Origin of the sequence: Stenotrophomonas rhizophila, from assembly GCF_003651185.1 — a bacterium.
Taxonomy (GTDB): Bacteria; Pseudomonadota; Gammaproteobacteria; order Xanthomonadales; family Xanthomonadaceae; genus Stenotrophomonas; species Stenotrophomonas maltophilia_Z.
Map to the genome: position 1 here is coordinate 645,308 of NZ_RCDC01000004.1, position 17,778 is coordinate 663,085.

The 17,778-nt window shown below is 66.5% G+C and carries 15 protein-coding genes and 1 riboswitch; of the genes, 4 read left to right on the forward strand and 11 right to left on the reverse strand.

Annotation, left to right across the window (positions count from 1 at the left end; translation table 11 throughout):
* The first annotated feature begins 132 nt into the window (after nt 1-132).
* Nucleotides 133-2,187, forward strand: a complete 2,055-nt coding sequence (locus tag BCL79_RS02760) for a TonB-dependent receptor domain-containing protein (RefSeq protein ID WP_183073649.1) — start codon at nt 133-135, stop codon at nt 2,185-2,187.
* A 48-nt stretch (nt 2,188-2,235) separates the two neighbouring features.
* Here the strand turns inward: BCL79_RS02760 and pnuC are convergent, their stop codons facing one another.
* The 5 genes from pnuC to BCL79_RS02785 all read right to left on the reverse strand — a co-directional run bounded on the left by pnuC (nt 2,236) and on the right by BCL79_RS02785 (nt 9,887).
* Nucleotides 2,236-2,832: a nicotinamide riboside transporter PnuC gene (gene pnuC, locus BCL79_RS02765; protein WP_121037118.1), complete on the reverse strand. Its 597-nt coding sequence runs from the start codon at nt 2,830-2,832 to the stop codon at nt 2,236-2,238.
* Nucleotides 2,829-4,994: a TonB-dependent receptor gene (locus tag BCL79_RS02770; protein ID WP_121037120.1), complete on the reverse strand. Its 2,166-nt coding sequence runs from the start codon at nt 4,992-4,994 to the stop codon at nt 2,829-2,831. Before BCL79_RS02770 ends, pnuC begins: the two co-directional genes overlap by 4 nt.
* Before the next feature lie 67 nt (nt 4,995-5,061).
* Nucleotides 5,062-5,157: riboswitch (TPP riboswitch) on the reverse strand.
* A 39-nt stretch (nt 5,158-5,196) separates the two neighbouring features.
* Complete coding sequence (locus tag BCL79_RS02775; RefSeq protein ID WP_121037122.1) at nt 5,197-6,333, reverse strand: phosphotransferase enzyme family protein; 1,137 nt, start codon at nt 6,331-6,333, stop codon at nt 5,197-5,199.
* Between the two features lie 103 nt (nt 6,334-6,436).
* A complete protein-coding gene (locus tag BCL79_RS02780; RefSeq protein WP_121037124.1) occupies nt 6,437-8,635 on the reverse strand; it encodes a hypothetical protein in 2,199 nt (732 codons plus the stop codon).
* 103 nt (nt 8,636-8,738) lie between these two features.
* Nucleotides 8,739-9,887, reverse strand: a complete 1,149-nt coding sequence (locus tag BCL79_RS02785) for an FAD-dependent oxidoreductase (RefSeq protein ID WP_121037126.1) — start codon at nt 9,885-9,887, stop codon at nt 8,739-8,741.
* A gap of 50 nt (nt 9,888-9,937) precedes the next feature.
* Between BCL79_RS02785 and BCL79_RS02790 the strand changes: the two genes are divergently transcribed.
* Nucleotides 9,938-10,390: a MarR family winged helix-turn-helix transcriptional regulator gene (locus tag BCL79_RS02790; RefSeq protein ID WP_121037128.1), complete on the forward strand. Its 453-nt coding sequence runs from the start codon at nt 9,938-9,940 to the stop codon at nt 10,388-10,390.
* A gap of 23 nt (nt 10,391-10,413) precedes the next feature.
* Here the strand turns inward: BCL79_RS02790 and BCL79_RS02795 are convergent, their stop codons facing one another.
* Nucleotides 10,414-10,806, reverse strand: a complete 393-nt coding sequence (locus tag BCL79_RS02795) for a hypothetical protein (protein ID WP_121037130.1) — start codon at nt 10,804-10,806, stop codon at nt 10,414-10,416.
* A 220-nt stretch (nt 10,807-11,026) separates the two neighbouring features.
* Here BCL79_RS02795 and BCL79_RS02800 point away from each other — a divergent pair, with 220 nt between their 5' ends.
* Complete coding sequence (locus BCL79_RS02800; RefSeq protein WP_121037132.1) at nt 11,027-12,151, forward strand: sensor histidine kinase; 1,125 nt, start codon at nt 11,027-11,029, stop codon at nt 12,149-12,151.
* Nucleotides 12,148-12,924, forward strand: a complete 777-nt coding sequence (locus tag BCL79_RS02805; protein WP_121037134.1) for a LytR/AlgR family response regulator transcription factor — start codon at nt 12,148-12,150, stop codon at nt 12,922-12,924. Before BCL79_RS02800 ends, BCL79_RS02805 begins: the two co-directional genes overlap by 4 nt.
* Before the next feature lie 29 nt (nt 12,925-12,953).
* Here BCL79_RS02805 and map read toward each other — a convergent pair whose 3' ends face one another.
* The 5 genes from map to BCL79_RS02830 form a co-directional block, all read right to left on the reverse strand.
* On the reverse strand, nt 12,954-13,721 hold the full coding sequence (gene map / locus BCL79_RS02810) for a type I methionyl aminopeptidase (protein ID WP_121037136.1): 768 nt from the start codon (nt 13,719-13,721) through the stop codon (nt 12,954-12,956).
* Entirely contained in the window at nt 13,718-13,930 is a 213-nt protein-coding gene (locus BCL79_RS02815) for a ParD-like family protein (protein WP_088433419.1), read from the reverse strand. The genes map and BCL79_RS02815 overlap by 4 nt, the downstream gene beginning before the upstream one ends.
* Nucleotides 13,931-14,004: 74 nt before the next feature.
* A complete protein-coding gene (locus BCL79_RS02820) occupies nt 14,005-14,436 on the reverse strand; it encodes a RidA family protein (protein WP_121037138.1) in 432 nt (143 codons plus the stop codon).
* 113 nt (nt 14,437-14,549) lie between these two features.
* The gene (locus tag BCL79_RS02825; RefSeq protein ID WP_121037140.1) at nt 14,550-15,452 is read right to left on the reverse strand and encodes a cation diffusion facilitator family transporter; all 903 of its coding nucleotides are present in this window, start codon (nt 15,450-15,452) and stop codon (nt 14,550-14,552) included.
* A gap of 28 nt (nt 15,453-15,480) precedes the next feature.
* Nucleotides 15,481-17,769 (reverse strand): Orn/Lys/Arg decarboxylase N-terminal domain-containing protein, encoded by a 2,289-nt coding sequence (locus BCL79_RS02830; RefSeq protein ID WP_121037142.1) that lies wholly within the window; start codon nt 17,767-17,769, stop codon nt 15,481-15,483.
* Nucleotides 17,770-17,778: the final 9 nt, after the last annotated feature.

Below are 17,778 nucleotides of genomic sequence, written 5' to 3' on the forward strand. Positions count from 1 at the left end.
TCGATATCGACGTGTATCACTACATTTCAAATGCGAATGATTCGTGATACTCTTGTTAAGATTACTTGAAACCCCACACGGACGTCCCCAGCCATCGCCAGCGGGCTCCCATAGCCACGGAGTACTTTCGCGATGTCGCACCCCTCCCCTTCTTCCCGTCGTTCCGGCGCCACGCTGGCCGTCGCCATCGGTCTGGTACTGACCGCCCAGGCGCATGCCGATGCCGCTGCGGATGCAGCCGCCTCACCCCGCCAGATGGATACCGTGGTGGTCACCGCCACCGGCGCCCAGCAGTGGATCAAGGACGCCCCGGCCAGCATCAGCGTGATCACCCGCGAGGAGATCGAACGCAAGCCGGTCAGCAGCATCGGCCAACTGCTGAGCACCGTGCCCGGCGTGACCGGCGGCTACGCGCTGTCCGGCGCGCAGTCCAAGATCCGCCTGCGCGGCCTGCCCGAGCAGTACACCCTGATCCTCATCGACGGCCGCCGCCAGGGCAATTCCTCCGGCGTGAACTACCGCGATGACCTGGGCCCGCAGGATCTGAACTGGCTCTCGCCGGACATGATCGAGCGCATCGAGGTGGTCCGCGGGCCGATGTCCTCGTTGTACGGCTCGGATGCGATGGGCGGGGTGATCAACATCATCACCCGCAAGATCGCCGACGAATGGGGCGGCTCGGTCACCTTCAACTACAGCAAGCCCGATTCCCCGACCCGCGGCGATACCACCCAGATGGGCGCGCTGTTCAGTGGTCCGCTGACGCAGAACCTGGGCCTGCGCGTCGGTGCCAATGTCACCAACCGCGAATCGGATACCGGCCGCCGCCAGACGCCCGGCAACAAGGCCGAGAACGCCAACGCGCTGCTGAACTGGCGCGTCAATGATGACCACACCGTCGGCTTTGAAGCCTCGCGTGGCGAGCAGCGCAACAGCGGTGCCGGCGCGGTCGGTGCGTGGGGTCTGTCCAAGCTGGTGCAGACCGGCTACGTGGTCATGCACGATGGTCGCTACGGCGATGCCGCCACGTCCAAGACGACGCTGGTGCAGAACGATTACGAAGACAAGGGCAGCGCCGTCGGCAACCACTCCAAGGAGACGGTGTTCGATACCGCGTTCACCCGCAGCTTCCATTGGGGCGTCGAGCAGAGCTTGAACGTGGGCGGGCAGTGGAAGCGCGAAGAGTTGAAGAACGGCGACACCATCGGCACCGTGCCGGTCACCTGGACCGGTACCGGGCGGATCAGCCCGGTCAGTGAGGCCGACTCCTGGGCGCTGTTCGCGGAAGATCACATCACGCTGCACGAGCGCTTCATCCTCACCGTGGGCCTGCGCTGGGACAACACCGACAATTACGACGACAACCTGAGCCCGCGTGTCTACGGCGTCTGGCACCCGTCCGATGACTGGACCGTGCGCGGCGGTGTCTCGCAGGGCTTCCGCGCGCCCACCCTGAAGCAGGGCACCGCGGGCGCTGCGACCCAGTCCGGTGGCAACGGCTGCACCGCGTTGACCGTGGAAGGCTGGACCAACCGCTCGATCAGCGCCGATGGCACCACCGGCTGCTACATGGCCGGCAATCCGAACCTGGAGCCGGAAACCAGCACCAACTACGAGCTGGGCGTCGGCTACGACAAGAACGGCTGGTCGGCCTCGGCCACCTACTTCCTGACCGACTTCGATGACAAGATCCAGCAGGTCCCGCTGCGTGACATCCCCGGCCAGACGACCAGCTTCGTCAACGGTTTCTGGTGGACGGTCGCGCAGAACATCCAGAAGGCCCGTACCCGCGGCGTCGAAGCCAGCGTCACCGTGCCCCTGCATGAGCGACTGAACTGGATCACCAACGCCACGCGCATGCTGGAATCGAAGAACCGCACCACCGGCGCCAGCCTGCTGGTGGTGCCCAAGCTGACCGCCAATACCTCGCTGGACTGGCAGGTCACCGATGACTGGTCGCTCAACCTGAGCGCGCAGCACATCGGCGAACAGCTGGTGTCCTCCACCAGCGCCACGTTCGCCAAGGCGTACACCACCTGGGATCTGGTCACCGGCTACGACGTCAACGAGCACCTGACGGTGCGCGCGGGCGTGCTCAACCTCGGCGATGTCTCCACCATCGAGGAAGGCAACAACTACGACGGCGGCGCACGCACCTTCTTCGTGGGTGCCACGGCGCGGTTCTGACCGCGCCGGGTCGAGTGCAGACCTGAAGCAACGAAGGGCGGCGCGGATCTAACCGCGCCGCCCTTCTGCGTTGTGAAGCAGCGCGTCGTTGCGCGCCACCGTCCATGCCCGCAACCCCATCACGGCCAGGCCGACGAACACCAGATACAGCACCGCGGTCACGTGCAGTGACTTGACCATGTACATGCCGACGTAGACAACGTCGACCAGGATCCACAGCCACCATGCGGCCGTGTGACGCCGCGCCTGCCACCACTGGGCGACCAGACTCAGCGCAGCCAGCATTGCATCCAGCCACGGCAACGCTGCATTGGTGAGGAAGTGCATCGCCGCGCCGAGCGCGATGCCGAAGGCGACGCCGATGCCGAGGTCACGCCACATGGCCGCCCGCGCCAGCGGCATGATCGCGACCCGGCCATCGTCCTCCACCTGCCCACGCCAGCGCACCCAGCCGTAGACCAGGAAGCCACCGAAGACGACCTGCAGCAGCGTGTCCGAGTACAGCCGGGCCTCGGCGAAGACCAGCGCGTACAGCGCCACCGAGATCAGACCGACCGGCCAGGCAAGGGGCACCCGGCGCGTCATCAGCCACACGCCGAGCATGCTGACACCGGCCGCCGACCATTCCAGGATCGCCGGGTTCATAGCGCGAACGTGACCGACAGCCTGGCCTGACGCGGTGCGCCCGGGAACAGGTAGTAGTCGCCAGAGCTGCTGCCGGTATCGCGCCAGTAGAAGCGGTTGAACAGGTTGTCCACCGAGAGATTCCAGGTCACCGGATGCTCAGCCAGCTGATGCTTGAAGCGCAGGCCGGCGTCGAACACGCTGTAGGCCGGTGCGCTCACGCGACCATCGGCAGTGGCCACGTTGGAGGCCGCGTAACGCCATCCGCCGGTCAGCCCCAGGCCGGTCACGAACGGCAGCTGGTACTCCGCGTGCACGGTCGCGCGCGTCTTGGGCACGTTGATCAGCTGGTGGCCCTCGTAATCCGGCGTGCCGGCATCGCGTGCGCGGGCGCGCAGCACACTGGCGCTGGCGGTCAGCGACAGGCGCTCGGTGAGCTGGCCCTGCGCGGTGAGTTCCAGCCCGGTATGGGTCTGCTGCCCCTCCTGGACGAAGGTGTAGCCGGCATCACTGCCGTCCGGCTTGGCGTACTGGAACGGCTGCGAAGTGCGGAACAAAGCGGCACCCAACGTCAGCGCATCGCTGGACACATACTTGACGCCCACTTCGGTCTGGCGCGACAGCACCGCAGGCAGGAACGCGCCGTCATTGGAGGTCCAGAACGGCGCTTCCTGGCCGAGCGAAATGCCACGCACGTAGCTCACATAGGCGTTGACCTCGTCGGTCGCCTTCCAGACCAGCGCGGTCTGCGGCAGGAAGCGCGACAGGCGGCTGTGCCGCTCGGGGTTGCCACGCTTGTCGTAGGCACGCTCATCCAGGCGCACGAAACGCCCACCGGCCAGCCACTGCCACTCGCCGAAGCTCATCCGGTCCAAAGCGAACACCGCCGTCTGCGCGCTGTCCAGACGCCGCGCGGACGGGCCCGGCATCAGCGGCGACGGTTCGAACTGCGGCACCTGTGCATCGTGGATGTTGGCGGTGCCCACGTATTCGTTGACGTTGCGGCGCTTGTCCACGGTGCGCTCGAAACGGTCCGCACCCACGCTCAGCGCGTGCCGGATATCGCCGGTGGCGAAACTGCCGCGCAGTTCGCCACGGAATTCCAGGTTGCGGCGGGTATCGTCCGGGCTGCGGTAATCGTAGATGTCGTAGTCGCCGTTGGGCGCGAAGTAGTTGCCCGGCACGCTGCCATCGGCACATCCGGCGGCGTAGTAGCAGCCGTAGGCGAAGGCGACGTTGTCGTCGATCACCGAGCGGCTGTAGCTGGCCGATACCCGCGACTGCCAGCCCGGGCTGAAATCGTAGGTATGCAGCGCGGTCAGGTTGGTGCTGTCGATGCCGACCGGCCGCTGCCAGGCCTGATAGCCCAGCAGGTGTTTGCGGTCCACGCCGCGCGGCAGCTCGGTGGCCCCCAGCAGCTGATAGCCCGAGGCCGAGCGCTGCGCGCTGGTCTGGTAGTTGGCATCCACTTCCAGCTTGCCGCGTTCGCCGATCAGCCAGTCGGTGGCCAGCGAGTAGAAGTTGCGGCGGCCGTCGGCATGGTCGATGTAGGAGTCGGTGTCTTCCCACGCGGCATTGAAGCGCACGCCGAAACGCGGCGACAGCCAATGGCCGAGATCCACCGCGGTGTAGCGCGAGCCTTCCGAATCGGTGCCGAGGGTGACGTTGCGGACCTCGGCCGGGCGCTTGCCCACGTAATTGATGATGCCGCCGGGCGCCATGACGCCCGCGGCGAGGCCGGCCTCGCCTTTGAGGATCTCCACCGACTGGAGGTTCTCCAGCGCCAGGCGTTGCTCGCCGGTGATGGACAGCCCGTTGAAACGGTAGCCGGTACCGGTATCCAGCGGGAAGCCGCGGATCGCGATGTTCTGGTAGTAACCGACCGGTGCATAGCTGTCGCCCAGCGAGGCATCGTTGCTGGCCAGCTCGGACAGCGTACGGATCTGGCGGCTGTCCAGCAGGTCGCGATCCAGCACGTTCACCGACGCCGGGGTGCTCTTCCAGTCACCCGCGCCGAAACTGCTGGTCTGCGTGGCGGTGGCTGCCGGCTGGTGCGCCTGCACGCGCACGGCGGCAAGCTCGGTCGGCGAGCGCTCGGGCGCGTCCGCGAGATCGTTGGCATGAAGAGGCAGCGCGGCGCAGAGGGCGGCGGACAACAGCGTGGGGCGGAAGCAACGGTTCATTCGATTCGTCATCAGCTGGGGGAGACGAAGCGAAGGCGCGCACGCGCACCGACCCATCACGGCGGTATGCCTGCTGCTCAAAGCTCCCTACGCCGGTGCAAACCGGATCAGGTTCCAAGGGACTCTCTCAGCCTGGTTTCGCCAGGCACCCCCGCTTCTGTGACTATTTCACTACAAACCGTACGGATTTGCGAGCCTGCCCTCAGGCGGCGGCGTGCAGCGCCTTCAGCAGGCCCTGCCCCGCCGCGGTGCTGAACCAGTCAGCATGCCCGAGCAGGAAGGTGTGGTAGGCCACGTCGGCATTGGCCGGGGAGTGGGTCACGGCCTCGAAGTACTCCACTTCCGAGAGTGCGAAATCCAGCTGCACGATCGGCAGCAGATCGGCCAGCAGGTGTACGCGCTCGGCAGACAGCGGCACGATCCCGCGGTAGCCGGCCAGCAGCGCCAGTGCGATATCCACGCGCACCGCCGCCTCGCCGCTTTCCAGCGCCAGCCAGGCAATGGCGTTGCGTTCGATGGCGGTGGCCAGATCGAACAGGGCACTGGTCGGTGAGGCCAACCCGAGATCGAGCACGGTATCGACCACGGTGGACCTGCCGTCCTGGCGCCACAGCAGATTGGACACGTGCCAGTCGTTGTGCGCCCACAGGCGCGGTTCGGCCTGCAGCCGCTCGGCCAGGCCGTCATGCCATGGCAGCACCGCCCGCTGCAGATCGGCCTGCCAGTCCTGCCGCGCAAGATAGGCCGCCAACCCGGGGCGATCGTCGAGCCCGGCCTGGAGGGCGGCGATGGGATCGGCGGCACGGATCAGGTCATCGCGGGCGACCAGCAGATGGGTGCTGCGCTGGGGCGCGTGGTAGGTGGCCGATGCAAGATGCAGTCTGGCCAGCATCCGCCCTGCTTCGTGCGCCTGCGCGGTATCAGTCAACAGCGTCCAGGAGGGCGCATCGCGGTACAGATCCTGGCCATGGCCCACGCCATGCAGTTCGTAGGTCCACCCCTCGTGCTCCACCGCAGTGGCGCCATCGCGGTCACGCAGCACCTCGACGACGGGCACGCCGTGATCGGCCAGGTGCTGGATGAAACGATGCTCTTCGCCCAGGCCAGCCGCACTGCGGACGCTGCCATGGTGGCGCTTGACGAACACCCGGCCCGCGTCGCTCTCGACAATGGCCGCGGCGGACATCGGTCGCGGGCTGTGCCACAGCAGCCGGCACGCGCCCGCCAGCGGCGCGAAGCGTTCGCTGAGCCAGGTGATCTCGCGGTCGGTGATGGCGGGCCAGTCGGCGGCCACCTCATCGTTGTTGAGGCCTTGGACGCGGTGGGTGCTGTTGCTCATGGGATGACGGGTCGATGACGGCGAAAAGGCACGCTGTCACCAGACAGTGGGCGCGGCGAGGATACCAAGCCACGCCCGGCCAGGGGGGAACAGATGCGTCCCGTCAGCGCCTGCCGCTACCCTGCTTCGTTGCGGCGAGCGTGGCCGGCAGCAGCCGCGGCTGCTCCGCATACCAGTCGCGGGCCCCGGCAAGGTGCCACTTGCGCTGCTCGCCCTGCAGCTCGATGCCGGCCCCCAGCACGCCCCAGCGCAGGTAGAGATCGCCACGCCGCTTGCCATGACTCAGATCCAGCCGCGCCTGCAGGGACAGTCGCTCGTTCTCGGCCTGCAGATCCTCCACGATCAGCTCGCCACTTCGCCAGCGCAGTTGCCCACTGGCCTGCACCTCCCCGGAATCCAGCATCCCGAGCACCCAGCGCGGGTATTCGCTGCGCTGGGCGAACACGCCGAGCAACGGCCCGGCATCGCGCAGGCGCAGGTCGGCCAGGCCATCCACCTGGAACGGCGCGGCCGCATCGATGTGGCCACTGCGGATCGCCACCTTGCCCCACCAACGCCCGTCACTCTTTTCATCGCCGACGTGGATGTTGCGCAGGTCCACCGTGGTGCCACCGAGATCAAACTGGCGGCTGTCGAAATCCGCACGCTGCAGACGCGCCTGCAGCTGCGCATCGCCGCGCATCGCGATGCCCGCCACGCTGAGCCGGGCTCCGGTGCCACGAAGATCGGCACTGCCCTTGCCTACCCGGCCGGAGGCATCCAGCGACACATCACCGCTGAGCAGACCGGTACCGCCGAGCAGGCGCACGTTGTCGTTGCCCAGATAACGGTTGTAGGCGGTGAGGTCGGGCACCCGCGCATCGGTGAAGCGCAGCTGGGCGCGCATGCCGTCGCTCAACTGCTTCAACCGCGCATCCCCGCGCAGGGTCAGCGCCAGTTGGCGGCCATCGAACAACACCGCCTTCGGCGCGTTGCTTGGCGCAGCCTGGAAGCGCGGGATCTGCACCTTCAGCTCCGCCTGCGGCGGTTCGCCTTCCACGATCCGCCCCTGTGCGTGGGCGTCGCCGCGCATCCGCACCCCTGCAACCTCGGCGACGGCGGCCACCTGCGGGATATCCACCGTGCTGCCCGGCGCCAGTTCACCGTCGGCAATGACGACGTCTGCCTTGAGCAGTCCACCGCCGTCGAGATGGAACCAGGGTTTCTTCACGAACAGATCGCTGATCCAATTGAGCGACTGGAACTGCCAGGCGCCCTGCACGTTGCCAGACAGCCGTGGAAGCACTTCGGCCGGGGCCTGGAACGGAATCTTCCGGCCGGTCACGCGCAGATCGGCATTGAGTTCGCTGCCCGTTTCCGGATCACGCGGGAGCCGCGCCTGGACCCGCATGTCCTGCGCCACGTCCAGCTGCAGTGCCAGCAGACCGCGGTCATCGGCGTGGACGCCGGCATGCAGCGGCAGCCGCCAGACCAGTCGGCTGCCGGGGCGCAGCGCGCCTTCCTCCAGCGTTACATCCGCGGTCAGGCGCGCGTTGGAAACCGCGCTGCCCACCTTGACATGCGGGCCACCCGTATCGATGCGAAGGCCCTGGCTGCGCGCGTCGATCTGCAGCTGCGCCCAGGTGATGCCGAGTTTCTGCAACCCCGGCGCGTCGTCACGATAGTGCCGCGGGAAGTGGAAGCGCGCGGCGATCTGGGCATCGTCCAGCACGTTGACCCCGTCGAAACTGACCTGGGCATCATCGAAGCCGGCCGTGGAATCAAACAGCTCCGACGGCCCGCCCTTGAGCTGCTTGAGGAAACCGACATTGCCGCGCCCCTGGCCGACGATCAGCAACTTGCCGAAGCGCCCACTGCGGATCGTCTCGCTGTGGATCGCATCGAACCGCAGCGTCCAGCCGCGGTCACCCCGCGGCGGCGGTGGGATGGCCTTTTCGACACGCTCGACCTCGGCTTCAACCCCCGTGGCATCAATGCGCGGAATGCGCACTTCCTTGCGCAACAGCGCCGGCAGATCGATCCAGGCACTCGCCCGGTCGGCGCGGAACACATACTGCGTTCGATTGGCCTGGCCACGCATCCGGATATTCCAGACCACGGCCTGCCCGGGCATCAGGGTCAGCGCGGGCCCGGTCTGCATCGTGAATTTTTCAGGTTTGCGGTTGGTCACCGCATCGAACAGCGGCGTATTGAGGAACACATTGCCCGCCAGCAGGTACAGCGCATACAGCGCCAGCAGCGACAGCAACGCCACGCGCCACGGCCGGGGCCAGCGCTGCACGCGCTCGGGAATCAGGGGCATGTGGGTCCGCAACAGGAAGCAGGATGACGGCCCACTATCGGCAAGATGCAGCCGTCATCGCGTGAAGGCCCTGCCGCAAGACCTTTCATGACCCGACCACGGCTCAGGAACGTCGTGCTGCCTGCTGCGCCTGGAAGAACGCTACCGTCGGGGCCAGGCCCAGATGCGAAAGCTGGGTCGCAGCGCCCTCGGCCGAGCCCTGCGCAGCCTCGATGACGCGCTCGAACATGTGCGCCTCGTAGGCTGCCACGGCGCGCTGCCAGTCCGGCCCCTGACCGAGTTGCGCGGCCAGCTCCGCGGCATCCAGCATCGCCGCGTTGACACCCTCACCGCCGAAGGGGGACATCAGGTGCGCCGCATCGCCGATCAGGGTCAGCCCCGCACGTGGATTCCAGCGGTGTCCGACCGGCAGCGCGTGGATCGGGCGCGCCACGAATCTGGTGTTGCTGGCCCGGAACAGGTCGCGGATCGTTTCGGCGAATCCCTCGAATTCTTCCAGCAGTGACGTGCGCATCGCCTCGGGCGAGGTGAAATCGAACCGCGTCGCCGCCCAGTCGACGGGGACGCGGAACACCGCGTAGCCGCGCACGTGCGAATGGCCGTTGCGCTGGGCGATGATCATGCGGCCGTCGCCTTCGATGCCGACCTTGCCGCGACCGACCAATGCAGCCAAGCCGGGATGGGCCCGGTCGATGTCGTCGATGCCGAACTCGATGAAGGTCAGCCCGCTGTACTGCGGCCGATAGGGCGAGAGTAACGGGCGCACCCTGGACCAGGCGCCGTCGGCGCCGATCACCAGATCGAACGGTCCTTCCACACCGGTGTCGAACACCAGCTCCCAGCGGTCGTCCGCACTGCTGCGTACGTCCACCAGTCGCCTGCCCCACTGAAGGGTGTCGGCAGGAAGCGAATCGATCAACAGAGCGCGCAATGTCGTGCGATCGACCTCGGGGCGGCTGCGATCGGCGCCTTCGTTGTCCTCGAACAGCACCTGACCGGTCTTGTCGAGGAGGCGCTCGCCCTGGTCGTCGTGCCGTGCGATCGCCTCGAATGCCGCGCTGAGTCCGGCACGCTCAAGCGCCAGCAGGCCGGACTCGGCGTGCAGGTCCAGGCTGCCCCCTTGCGGGCGTTCATCGGGATCGCGCTCGGCCTCATAGACGGTACTCGGCAGACCGTGGGTGTGGAGAATCCGCGCCAGGGTCAGGCCTGCGGGGCCGCCGCCGACGATGGCAATACGAGGGGGGCTGGGCATGGCATCCATCCGGGACTAACATAGGGGCCTATATTTATAGATAGCCACCTATGGAAAGTCAATCCTCACCTCCCCCGCTGTCCACCGACAAGCCCCTCAAGCTGCTGGGCGTGGCCTACCGCGGCTTCCAGAGGATCGTGGATGCACCGTTGCGCGAACTGGGTTTCGCGATGAGCCAGCTCCCCGTCCTGGTGTCACTGAAGCATGGCAACGCCCTGCCGCAGAGCGAACTTGCCCGGATCGCCGGTGTCGAGCAGCCGAGCATGGCGCAGCTGCTCAATCGCATGGAGCGCGACGGGCTGATCCAGCGTCGCCCGGACCCGGACGACCGCCGCAGCCGGTTGATCGCGCTGACCCCGCAGGCACGCGAACGGCTGCCTGCCGCACAGGCGGTCATGGAAGCGGCCAGCGCAACAGCGACCGCCGGTTTCAGCGCCGCCGACATGGCGCAGTTGCAGTCGCTGATGGTGCGCCTCAACGCCAACCTCGAGGCGAGCGGCTGATCAGGCCAGGCTGATCGCATCCATCAGCGCGGCCGTTGCTGATCGGCCACCCGGAGGTCGGGACGCGCCTGACCCGCACGGTCCTGCGGCCAAGGCTGGATCGCAAGCCTGCTGCCACGGCAGGCATCCACGTCCTGGTAGACCTGGGTCCTGCCGTTGACGAAGGTGAAGCGCAGATCGAAGCGGCAGCCCTCGCCAGCCAGGTCCACCGTCACCGCATCGCCGCCCCCGGACAGCCTGCGCACCAACGCACGGGGCGCGAACGCGTCACTGCCGGCAGGCGCGACCTCCACCGCACTCACGCTGTCATGCGCGCGGTTGACCAGGGTCAGATAACGGGCGTTGGCAGCGCCGGCAAGCGGTACCGTCATGGTGGAGAGCAGTCCGGCAAGGGCAACGGCGCGGGTCAGGGTCATGGCAGCGGTCTCCAGCAAGGAAGGGATACCGGCAGCGGCTGCATCGCAGGGCGCGTTCCGGTCGTCCCATCTCGCCGTCGCGACGGCGGCCCGGCAACCGGTCCGGGACCAATCGTCGCCACGCGCGGACCAATCGTAATGAGGCCTCATGGCGCTTCCCGCACGCACGTCCGCCTGCCTAAGATGACGTCCGCCAGAAGCGCCTGGCCCGGAACCCACCATGCACATTCGCCTCGGCAGCACCCGGATTCGCCTGTCCCGCTACCTCGCCCTGTGGACGGCGGTGGCCGTGGTGTTCGCCCTGCAGACCTCGATCAACGCCGGCCTGCCGAACAGTCAACAACCCCTCTGGGATCTCCTGCGCTGGTCGCTGATCCAGTGGTACACGTGGGCTGCCCTGGCACCCACGGTCTTCCGCCTCGCCGAGCGCTTTCCAGTACGCGGCAGCGGGCGCCTGCACGGGCTGGGCGCACAGGTGGTGGCCAGCCTGTGCATGACGTTCATTGCGATGGTCGTGGGTGCGATGGTCTCCACCCTGTTCGAGCCCAGCGGTTTCTTTCAGCAGTTGGGCTACTTCCTGGAGCAGCACTTCGCCATCGGGCTGCTGACCTACTGGACGCTGTTCGCGATCCAGCAGGCCATCCATTTCCATGCCGAAAAAGCCCGGCGCGAACTGGAAGCCAGCCAGCTGGCCACCGAGCTGGCGCAGTCGCGGTTGCTCTCGCTCAAATCCCAGCTGCAGCCGCACTTTTTGTTCAACACGCTGCACGCGATCATTACCCTGCTCGACGAGGACAAGGTCTCGGCCGAAGACATGTTGCTGCGCCTGAGCGAACTGCTGCGCGCCTTCCTGGAAGACTACGACGGCCAGGAGATCAGCCTGCGCCAGGAACTGGACCTGATCGAGCTGTATCTGGGCATCCAACGCACCCGCTTCAAGGATCGGCTCACCACCCGCACGTATATCGCCCCGGACACGCTGGCCTGCGCGGTGCCCAGCCTGATCCTGCAGCCGTTGGTGGAGAACGCGCTACGCCATGGCATCGGCCAGCGCGTGGGCAGCGACACCATCGAGATCGAGGCTCGCCGCGATGGCGACACGCTGTGCATCGAAGTGCGCAACCGCAACAGCACCCTCTCGGCCGAACCGACCGCATCGGCGGGGCACGGCATCGGCATGTCCAACACTCGCCTGCGCCTGAAGGAACTGTACGGCGATGCCGCCGAGGTAAGGCTGGACCTGATGTGGCCGGAAGGTGTCGTGTGCCGCATCCGCGTTCCGTTCCGGGAACTGGAGAGCGCCGACGATGCACCCGAGTTCTTCCCGGGTAGTGCACCGGCATGAGTCTCACCGTGCTCGTGGTGGATGATGAGCCGATCGCGCGGCATGCGGTCATCCGGTTGCTGCGCGATGACGCGGATATCGAGATCGTCGGCGAATGCGGCGATGGCGTATCGGCGGTCAACGCCATCCGCAACCAGTCGCCGGACCTGGTGTTCCTGGACATCCAGATGCCGGCGATCACCGGCCTGGACGTGGTCGCCACCATCGGTGCCGAGCGGATGCCGGCCACGGTGTTCGTCACCGCCTACGAGCAGTACGCCGTGAAGGCCTTCGAAGCCAATGCCGTGGACTATCTGGTCAAACCGTTCAGCCGGGAGCGCTTTGCCGCCACATTGCAGCGTGCCAAAGCGCGGTTGTCCACATCCGCCGCGTTGGGCGCACAGGCCTCGACGCAGATCCTGCAGGCGCTGGATGCGCTGCGGCAGCGTGACGACTACCTGCAGCGCATCCCGGTGCGCGTGGATGAGCATGTGGTGCTGGTGGCGGTCGATGACATCGTCTGGATCAAGGCGGCGCGCAACACGGTGGAGATCCACCTGGTCGGGCACATGCATGAGCTGCGCGAGACCATGGCCACCCTCGCCGCCCGGCTGGACCCGCGGCACTTCGCGCGCGTGCATCGCTCGGCGATTGTGAATGTGCGCCGGGTCAAGGCGATCCATCCCTGGTTCAACGGTCACCACGTGGTGACCATGGACACCGGCCAGCAGCTGCGCATGAGCCGCTATCAGAACGAGGCGTTCCTCAAACTGGTGTCCACGCGTAGCGAATGAGGCCGCCGAGCATGGCCCGGCGGCCCGGTTCAGTCGGGCATCCGCTCGCCCGTGCGCAGGGTCAGCACCTCCACCCCATCGGCGGTCACAAGCACCGTGTGCTCGGCCTGCGCCGACAGCTTTCCATCACGGGTGGTCACGGTCCAACCGTCGTCGCTCATGTCGATGGCGGCGCGGCCCTGGTTGATCATCGGCTCGATGGTGAAGGTCATGCCTTCTTCCAGTTCCAGCCCATCGCCACGGCGACCGTAGTGCAGCACCTGCGGCTCTTCGTGCATCTCCTGACCGATGCCATGACCGCAGAATTCGCGGACCACGCTGTAGCCATGCGCTTTTGCATGCTGCTGGATCGCAAAACCGATGTCGCCCAGCGTCGCGCCCGGGCGCACCACGCCGATCCCCTTCCACATGGCTTCGCGGGTCACACGCACCAGCCGCTTGGCCGCGTAGTCCACCTCGCCGATCAGATAGGTCTTGCTGGAATCGGCGATGTAACCGTCCTTCTCCAGGGTGATGTCCAGGTTGACGATGCTGCCGCTGCGCAGGATCACATCCGCTGAGGGCACGCCGTGACAGACCACGTTGTCGATCGAACTATTGAGTACGTAGGCAAAGCCGTACTGGCCCTTGCTCGCCGGGCGGGCGTGCAGCTGATCGACGATGAAACGCTCGACCCAATCGTTCACCTGCAGCGTGCTCATGCCCAACAGCGGCAGCTCATCCAGCGCGTCGAACACCTGCGCCAGCAGGCGTCCCGATGCGCGCATCAGCGCCTGTTCTTCACCGGTCTTGATCATGCTTCGGCCACCCGCAACGCGCCCGGTTCGACCCCGGCGGCACGCAGTTCACGGCTGACGATCTCCTGGTAGCTCATACCCGGATTCATCTCGCACAGCATGCCGATCTTGATCCAGAACCCCGCCTGGGCATTGATCGAGCGACCCGAGACGCCGCTGGCGCGGCGCAGGTTGTCGTGCAGTTCGTCATCGATGTTGACGATACCCATGGGCGAGCCCTCTGAAGTGATATACACATCATATATGTTTCGTATATCAGATGAAAAGGCCCGCCCCGGATCGCTCAGCCGGTGTACGCCGTCGCCTCAATCTCGAACAGCATGCCTTCCAATGCCAGCCGCGGCACCGGAATCAGCGTGCAGGTCGGCGCACGGCCCAGCGGCCAGCGGCGGCCGATCTGATCCGACAGAATGCCGAGCCGGTCCTGATCGTGATCCACCACCAGCACGGTCAGCTTGGCCACGTCGGCCAGGGTGGCACCGGCCGACGCCAGTGCGAGGCTGAGGTTGTCCAGCGCCTGGGCGACCTGCGCCTCGAAGCGCGGCGACAACGCGCCATCGGCGGTCTCCCCGCCCTGCCCGGCGATGTGGATCACGCGGGCCGGCAGCCGTATCACCGCAACGTGGGAATAGCCGTTCGCGGTCGGGTCGTACAAACCGGACGGATTGATGAAGCCGAACAGGCCGGCGGGCGCAACAGGGGCATCGGTCAACATGGGGGAGACGTCGTCGGGGAGTGGGTGCGCAGTCTCCGGCCTCAACCGAGGTTGAGGTCAACGCAGCGCCTTGGAACGCTGCGGTACTGTCGTTGACGTTCCGCTTGCGCGCCTCAGGTCCAGGCGGGATCGGCCGTGAAATCGATGGTCAACCAGAACTCACTGCCGCGCGCATCCAGGCGCTCGGCGATCTCATCACGCAGCCGATCCACGTTGCCGATGGTGCCGATCACCGTTTCCGGATGGGTCAGGATATGAATCTCCACGAAGCGCATGCGGCCCATCTTGGCCACGTGGCTGGTGAAATCCAGATAGCCATGCTCGGCGACGAAGTCCTTCATCACCGCCTGGACGCGCGCATCCAGCGTATCCGGCGCCACCTGCAGCACTTCGCGCATGGCCTTCCAGGCGCTGCGCAGCGGTACCGGCAGCACCGCGACACTGATCGCGGCCAGCACCAGTGGATCCAGGTAGGGAATCCAGTGGGCATGCTCGCCACCGCGCAGCAGCAGCGCGATCGCAAACGCCAGCACCACGGCCAGGCTCATCAGCCCGCTGAGCAGCCAGGCGCGCACGTCCAGCCACAGCAGGGCCGAATGCAACTGCATCGCGCGGGTACGCACGAACGCCGCCATGGCCAGATTGCTCACGCACAGTACGGCGGCCCACAGCAGCGCAGGCCCCGCCTTGACCTCATGCCCCCCGGTGGTCAGCCCGATCACCGAGTTGGCCAACGCATAGATGCAGGCCAGCGACAGGATCGCCCCGCCAAGCGCCTCCACCATCGGCTCCAGGTGCCAGTAGCCATACTGGAAGCGCGGGCTTTCTTCCCGCGCCACCAGCCGCAGCACCGACAACGCCACCAGGGTCAGCGCCACGTCCACCAGGCTGTAGACACCGTCGAACAGAATCGCCTGCGACCCCACCAACAGGCCGCCGATGAAGCCGATGGCGCTGACCGCCATCGTCACCCCGATGGAGAATGTGAGGACCCGCTGCTCGCGTGCTGTATCCATCGCTGGCCGAGGGTCCTCCGCGCGGGCGTCAGACCTTCAGCACCTCCACCTTGTAGCTCGGCGCATCGCCGTCGGTATCGATGATAAGCCCGTGCACATCCGACTCGAAGCCCGGGAAGCGCGCATTCTGCTCGCGGGCGATCCGCAGCGATTGGATGATCGGCTCATCGCTGCTGCCGAAGCGCTCGCCCGGCATGATGGTCGGGATGCCCGGCGGGTATGGCACCAGCATGGTGCCGGCGATGCGGCCGCTGATCTGCTCGATGTCGACCCGTTCGATCTGGCCGCGGACCAGATGGTCGTAGGCCTCGGCCGGGGTCATCACCGGCTCGGGCAGGTCCACGTACATCGCGCGCATCACCTGGGCCACGCCGAACTCGTCGTTGAAGGCGTGCAGCGCATCGCACAGATCGCGCAGACCCCAGCCGGCGTAGGCGATCGGGAACTCGGCGGCGAGCTGCGGCAGCGCACGGGTCAGCGGCGCGTTGCCGTCGTAAAGCTCCTTGAAGGCCATCAGCTCGGTGACCAGGGTGCTCCACTTGCCCTTGGTGATGCCCATCGAGAACAGGAACAGCACTGAATAGAGATTGGTCTTCTCCACCGTGATGCCACGCGTCCACAGGAACTTGCTCAGTACCGCAGCCGGGATACCCCGCTTGCCCATTTCGCCGTCCATCGACAGCCCGGGCGTGAGCAGGGTCACCTTGATCGGATCGATCAGCACGTAGTCGTCGACCAGGCCATCGAAGCCGTGCCAATGCGCATCCGGCTGCAGGTACCACTCGCTGCGCTTGGCCACCATCGGGGCCGGGGCATCGCCCTTGGCCAGCGAGCGCTCCAGCTTGTCCGGCTGCCAGACGCTGAACCACCAGTCGTCGCGGCCCAGGTCCTCGCGCACGTGCAGCATCGCGCGGCGGAAGGCGATCGCTTCGTCATGCATCTCCTGCACCAGCGATTCGCCTGCCGCGCCCTCCATCATCTTGGAGGCCACATCGCAGGCCGCGATCACCCCGTAATGCGGGCTGGTCGTGGTGTGCATCATGAAGGCTTCGTTGAAGCGCTCGGCATCCAACTCGCGGGACGCCGCATTGCGCACGTGGATCATCGAGGCCTGCGAGAACGCGGCCAGCAGCTTGTGCGTGGAGTGCGTGGTGAAGATGATCGCATCCTGCTCGCGCGGCTTGCCCTTGGCCATGCCGTAATGGTTCTCGTAGAACGGATGGAACGCGGCGTAGGCGTACCAGGCTTCGTCGAAATGCAGGAAGTCCACCGCGCTGCCGATCTCCTCGGCGATCTTCTCTGCGTTGTAGCAGAGCCCGTCATACGTCGAGTTGGTCACCACCGCGATGCGCGGCTTGGACCCGGCCTTGTACGCCTTGCTGGCCAGCGGGTTGGCGGCGATGGCCTGTTGCAGCGCCGCGGGGGTGAACTGATCCAGGCTGATCGGGCCGATGATGCCGTGTGCGTTGCGGCTCGGGGTGAAGTACACCGGAATGCCCCCGGTCATGATCAGCGAGTGCAGCAGCGACTTGTGGCAGTTGCGGTCGACGAACACCACATCGCCGCGCCCCACGGTCCCGTGCCAGACGATCTTGTTGGCAGTGGAGGTGCCGTTGGTGACGAAGAAGGTATGGTCGGCGCCGAAGTTGCGCGCCGCCTCGTTCTCGGCCTCCTTGATCGGGCCGGTGTGGTCCAGCAGCGAGCCCAGTTCCGGCACCGAGATCGACAGATCGCTGCGCAGCGTGTTCTCGCCGTAGAACTGGTGGAACGCACGCCCGACCGGCGACTTGGTGAACGCCACGCCGCCGGCATGCCCCGGCGTGTGCCAGGAGTAGTTGGACTCGGCGGTGTGGTGGATCAGGGCCTTGAAGAACGGCGGCAGCAGATTGGCCATGTAGTCTTCGGCCGCACGCATCACCTGGCGCGAGATGAAGCTCTTGGTGTCTTCGAACAGGAAGATGTAGCCGTGCACGAACTTCAGCAGCTTGCTCGGTACCTTCTCGATCGTGCGCCGTTCGCCGTACAGGAAGACAGGCAGGTTGGCGCGGCGGGCCGTCTGTTCGCGCAGGAAGCCCAGCAGGCGCTGGAACTGCTCCGGATTCTCCTCGGTGCCATCGATGGAGATCAGCACTGCCGAGGCCGCCACATAGGTGCGCGCACCGGCCTGCGCGTCGGCCAGGGTCAAGCCGCACAGCACGCGCTGGTCGTTCTTGCGCAGCTCGTCCACCAGCGCACGGATCAGGATGCCGCCGATGCGCGGGGATTCGTAGTCGTCGTCGATGACGATGATCGGGTAATCAAGGGACTTGAAGTACACAGGGATTCT

What these genes read in the sequence shown, in the direction of transcription:
- BCL79_RS02790 (WP_121037128.1), top strand. Translation starts at nt 9,938, where the DNA reads ATGGAAAGTCAATCCTCACCTCCCCCGCTGTCCACCGACAAGCCCCTC.
- BCL79_RS02775 (WP_121037122.1), bottom strand. Translation starts at nt 6,333, where the DNA reads ATGAGCAACAGCACCCACCGCGTCCAAGGCCTCAACAACGATGAGGTG.
- pnuC (WP_121037118.1), bottom strand. Translation starts at nt 2,832, where the DNA reads ATGAACCCGGCGATCCTGGAATGGTCGGCGGCCGGTGTCAGCATGCTC.
- BCL79_RS02805 (WP_121037134.1), top strand. Translation starts at nt 12,148, where the DNA reads ATGAGTCTCACCGTGCTCGTGGTGGATGATGAGCCGATCGCGCGGCAT.
- BCL79_RS02770 (WP_121037120.1), bottom strand. Translation starts at nt 4,994, where the DNA reads ATGAACCGTTGCTTCCGCCCCACGCTGTTGTCCGCCGCCCTCTGCGCC.
- BCL79_RS02820 (WP_121037138.1), bottom strand. Translation starts at nt 14,436, where the DNA reads ATGTTGACCGATGCCCCTGTTGCGCCCGCCGGCCTGTTCGGCTTCATC.
- BCL79_RS02760 (WP_183073649.1), top strand. Translation starts at nt 133, where the DNA reads ATGTCGCACCCCTCCCCTTCTTCCCGTCGTTCCGGCGCCACGCTGGCC.
- BCL79_RS02825 (WP_121037140.1), bottom strand. Translation starts at nt 15,452, where the DNA reads ATGGATACAGCACGCGAGCAGCGGGTCCTCACATTCTCCATCGGGGTG.
- map (WP_121037136.1), bottom strand. Translation starts at nt 13,721, where the DNA reads ATGATCAAGACCGGTGAAGAACAGGCGCTGATGCGCGCATCGGGACGC.
- BCL79_RS02785 (WP_121037126.1), bottom strand. Translation starts at nt 9,887, where the DNA reads ATGCCCAGCCCCCCTCGTATTGCCATCGTCGGCGGCGGCCCCGCAGGC.
- BCL79_RS02815 (WP_088433419.1), bottom strand. Translation starts at nt 13,930, where the DNA reads ATGGGTATCGTCAACATCGATGACGAACTGCACGACAACCTGCGCCGC.
- BCL79_RS02780 (WP_121037124.1), bottom strand. Translation starts at nt 8,635, where the DNA reads ATGCCCCTGATTCCCGAGCGCGTGCAGCGCTGGCCCCGGCCGTGGCGC.
- BCL79_RS02795 (WP_121037130.1), bottom strand. Translation starts at nt 10,806, where the DNA reads ATGACCCTGACCCGCGCCGTTGCCCTTGCCGGACTGCTCTCCACCATG.
- BCL79_RS02800 (WP_121037132.1), top strand. Translation starts at nt 11,027, where the DNA reads ATGCACATTCGCCTCGGCAGCACCCGGATTCGCCTGTCCCGCTACCTC.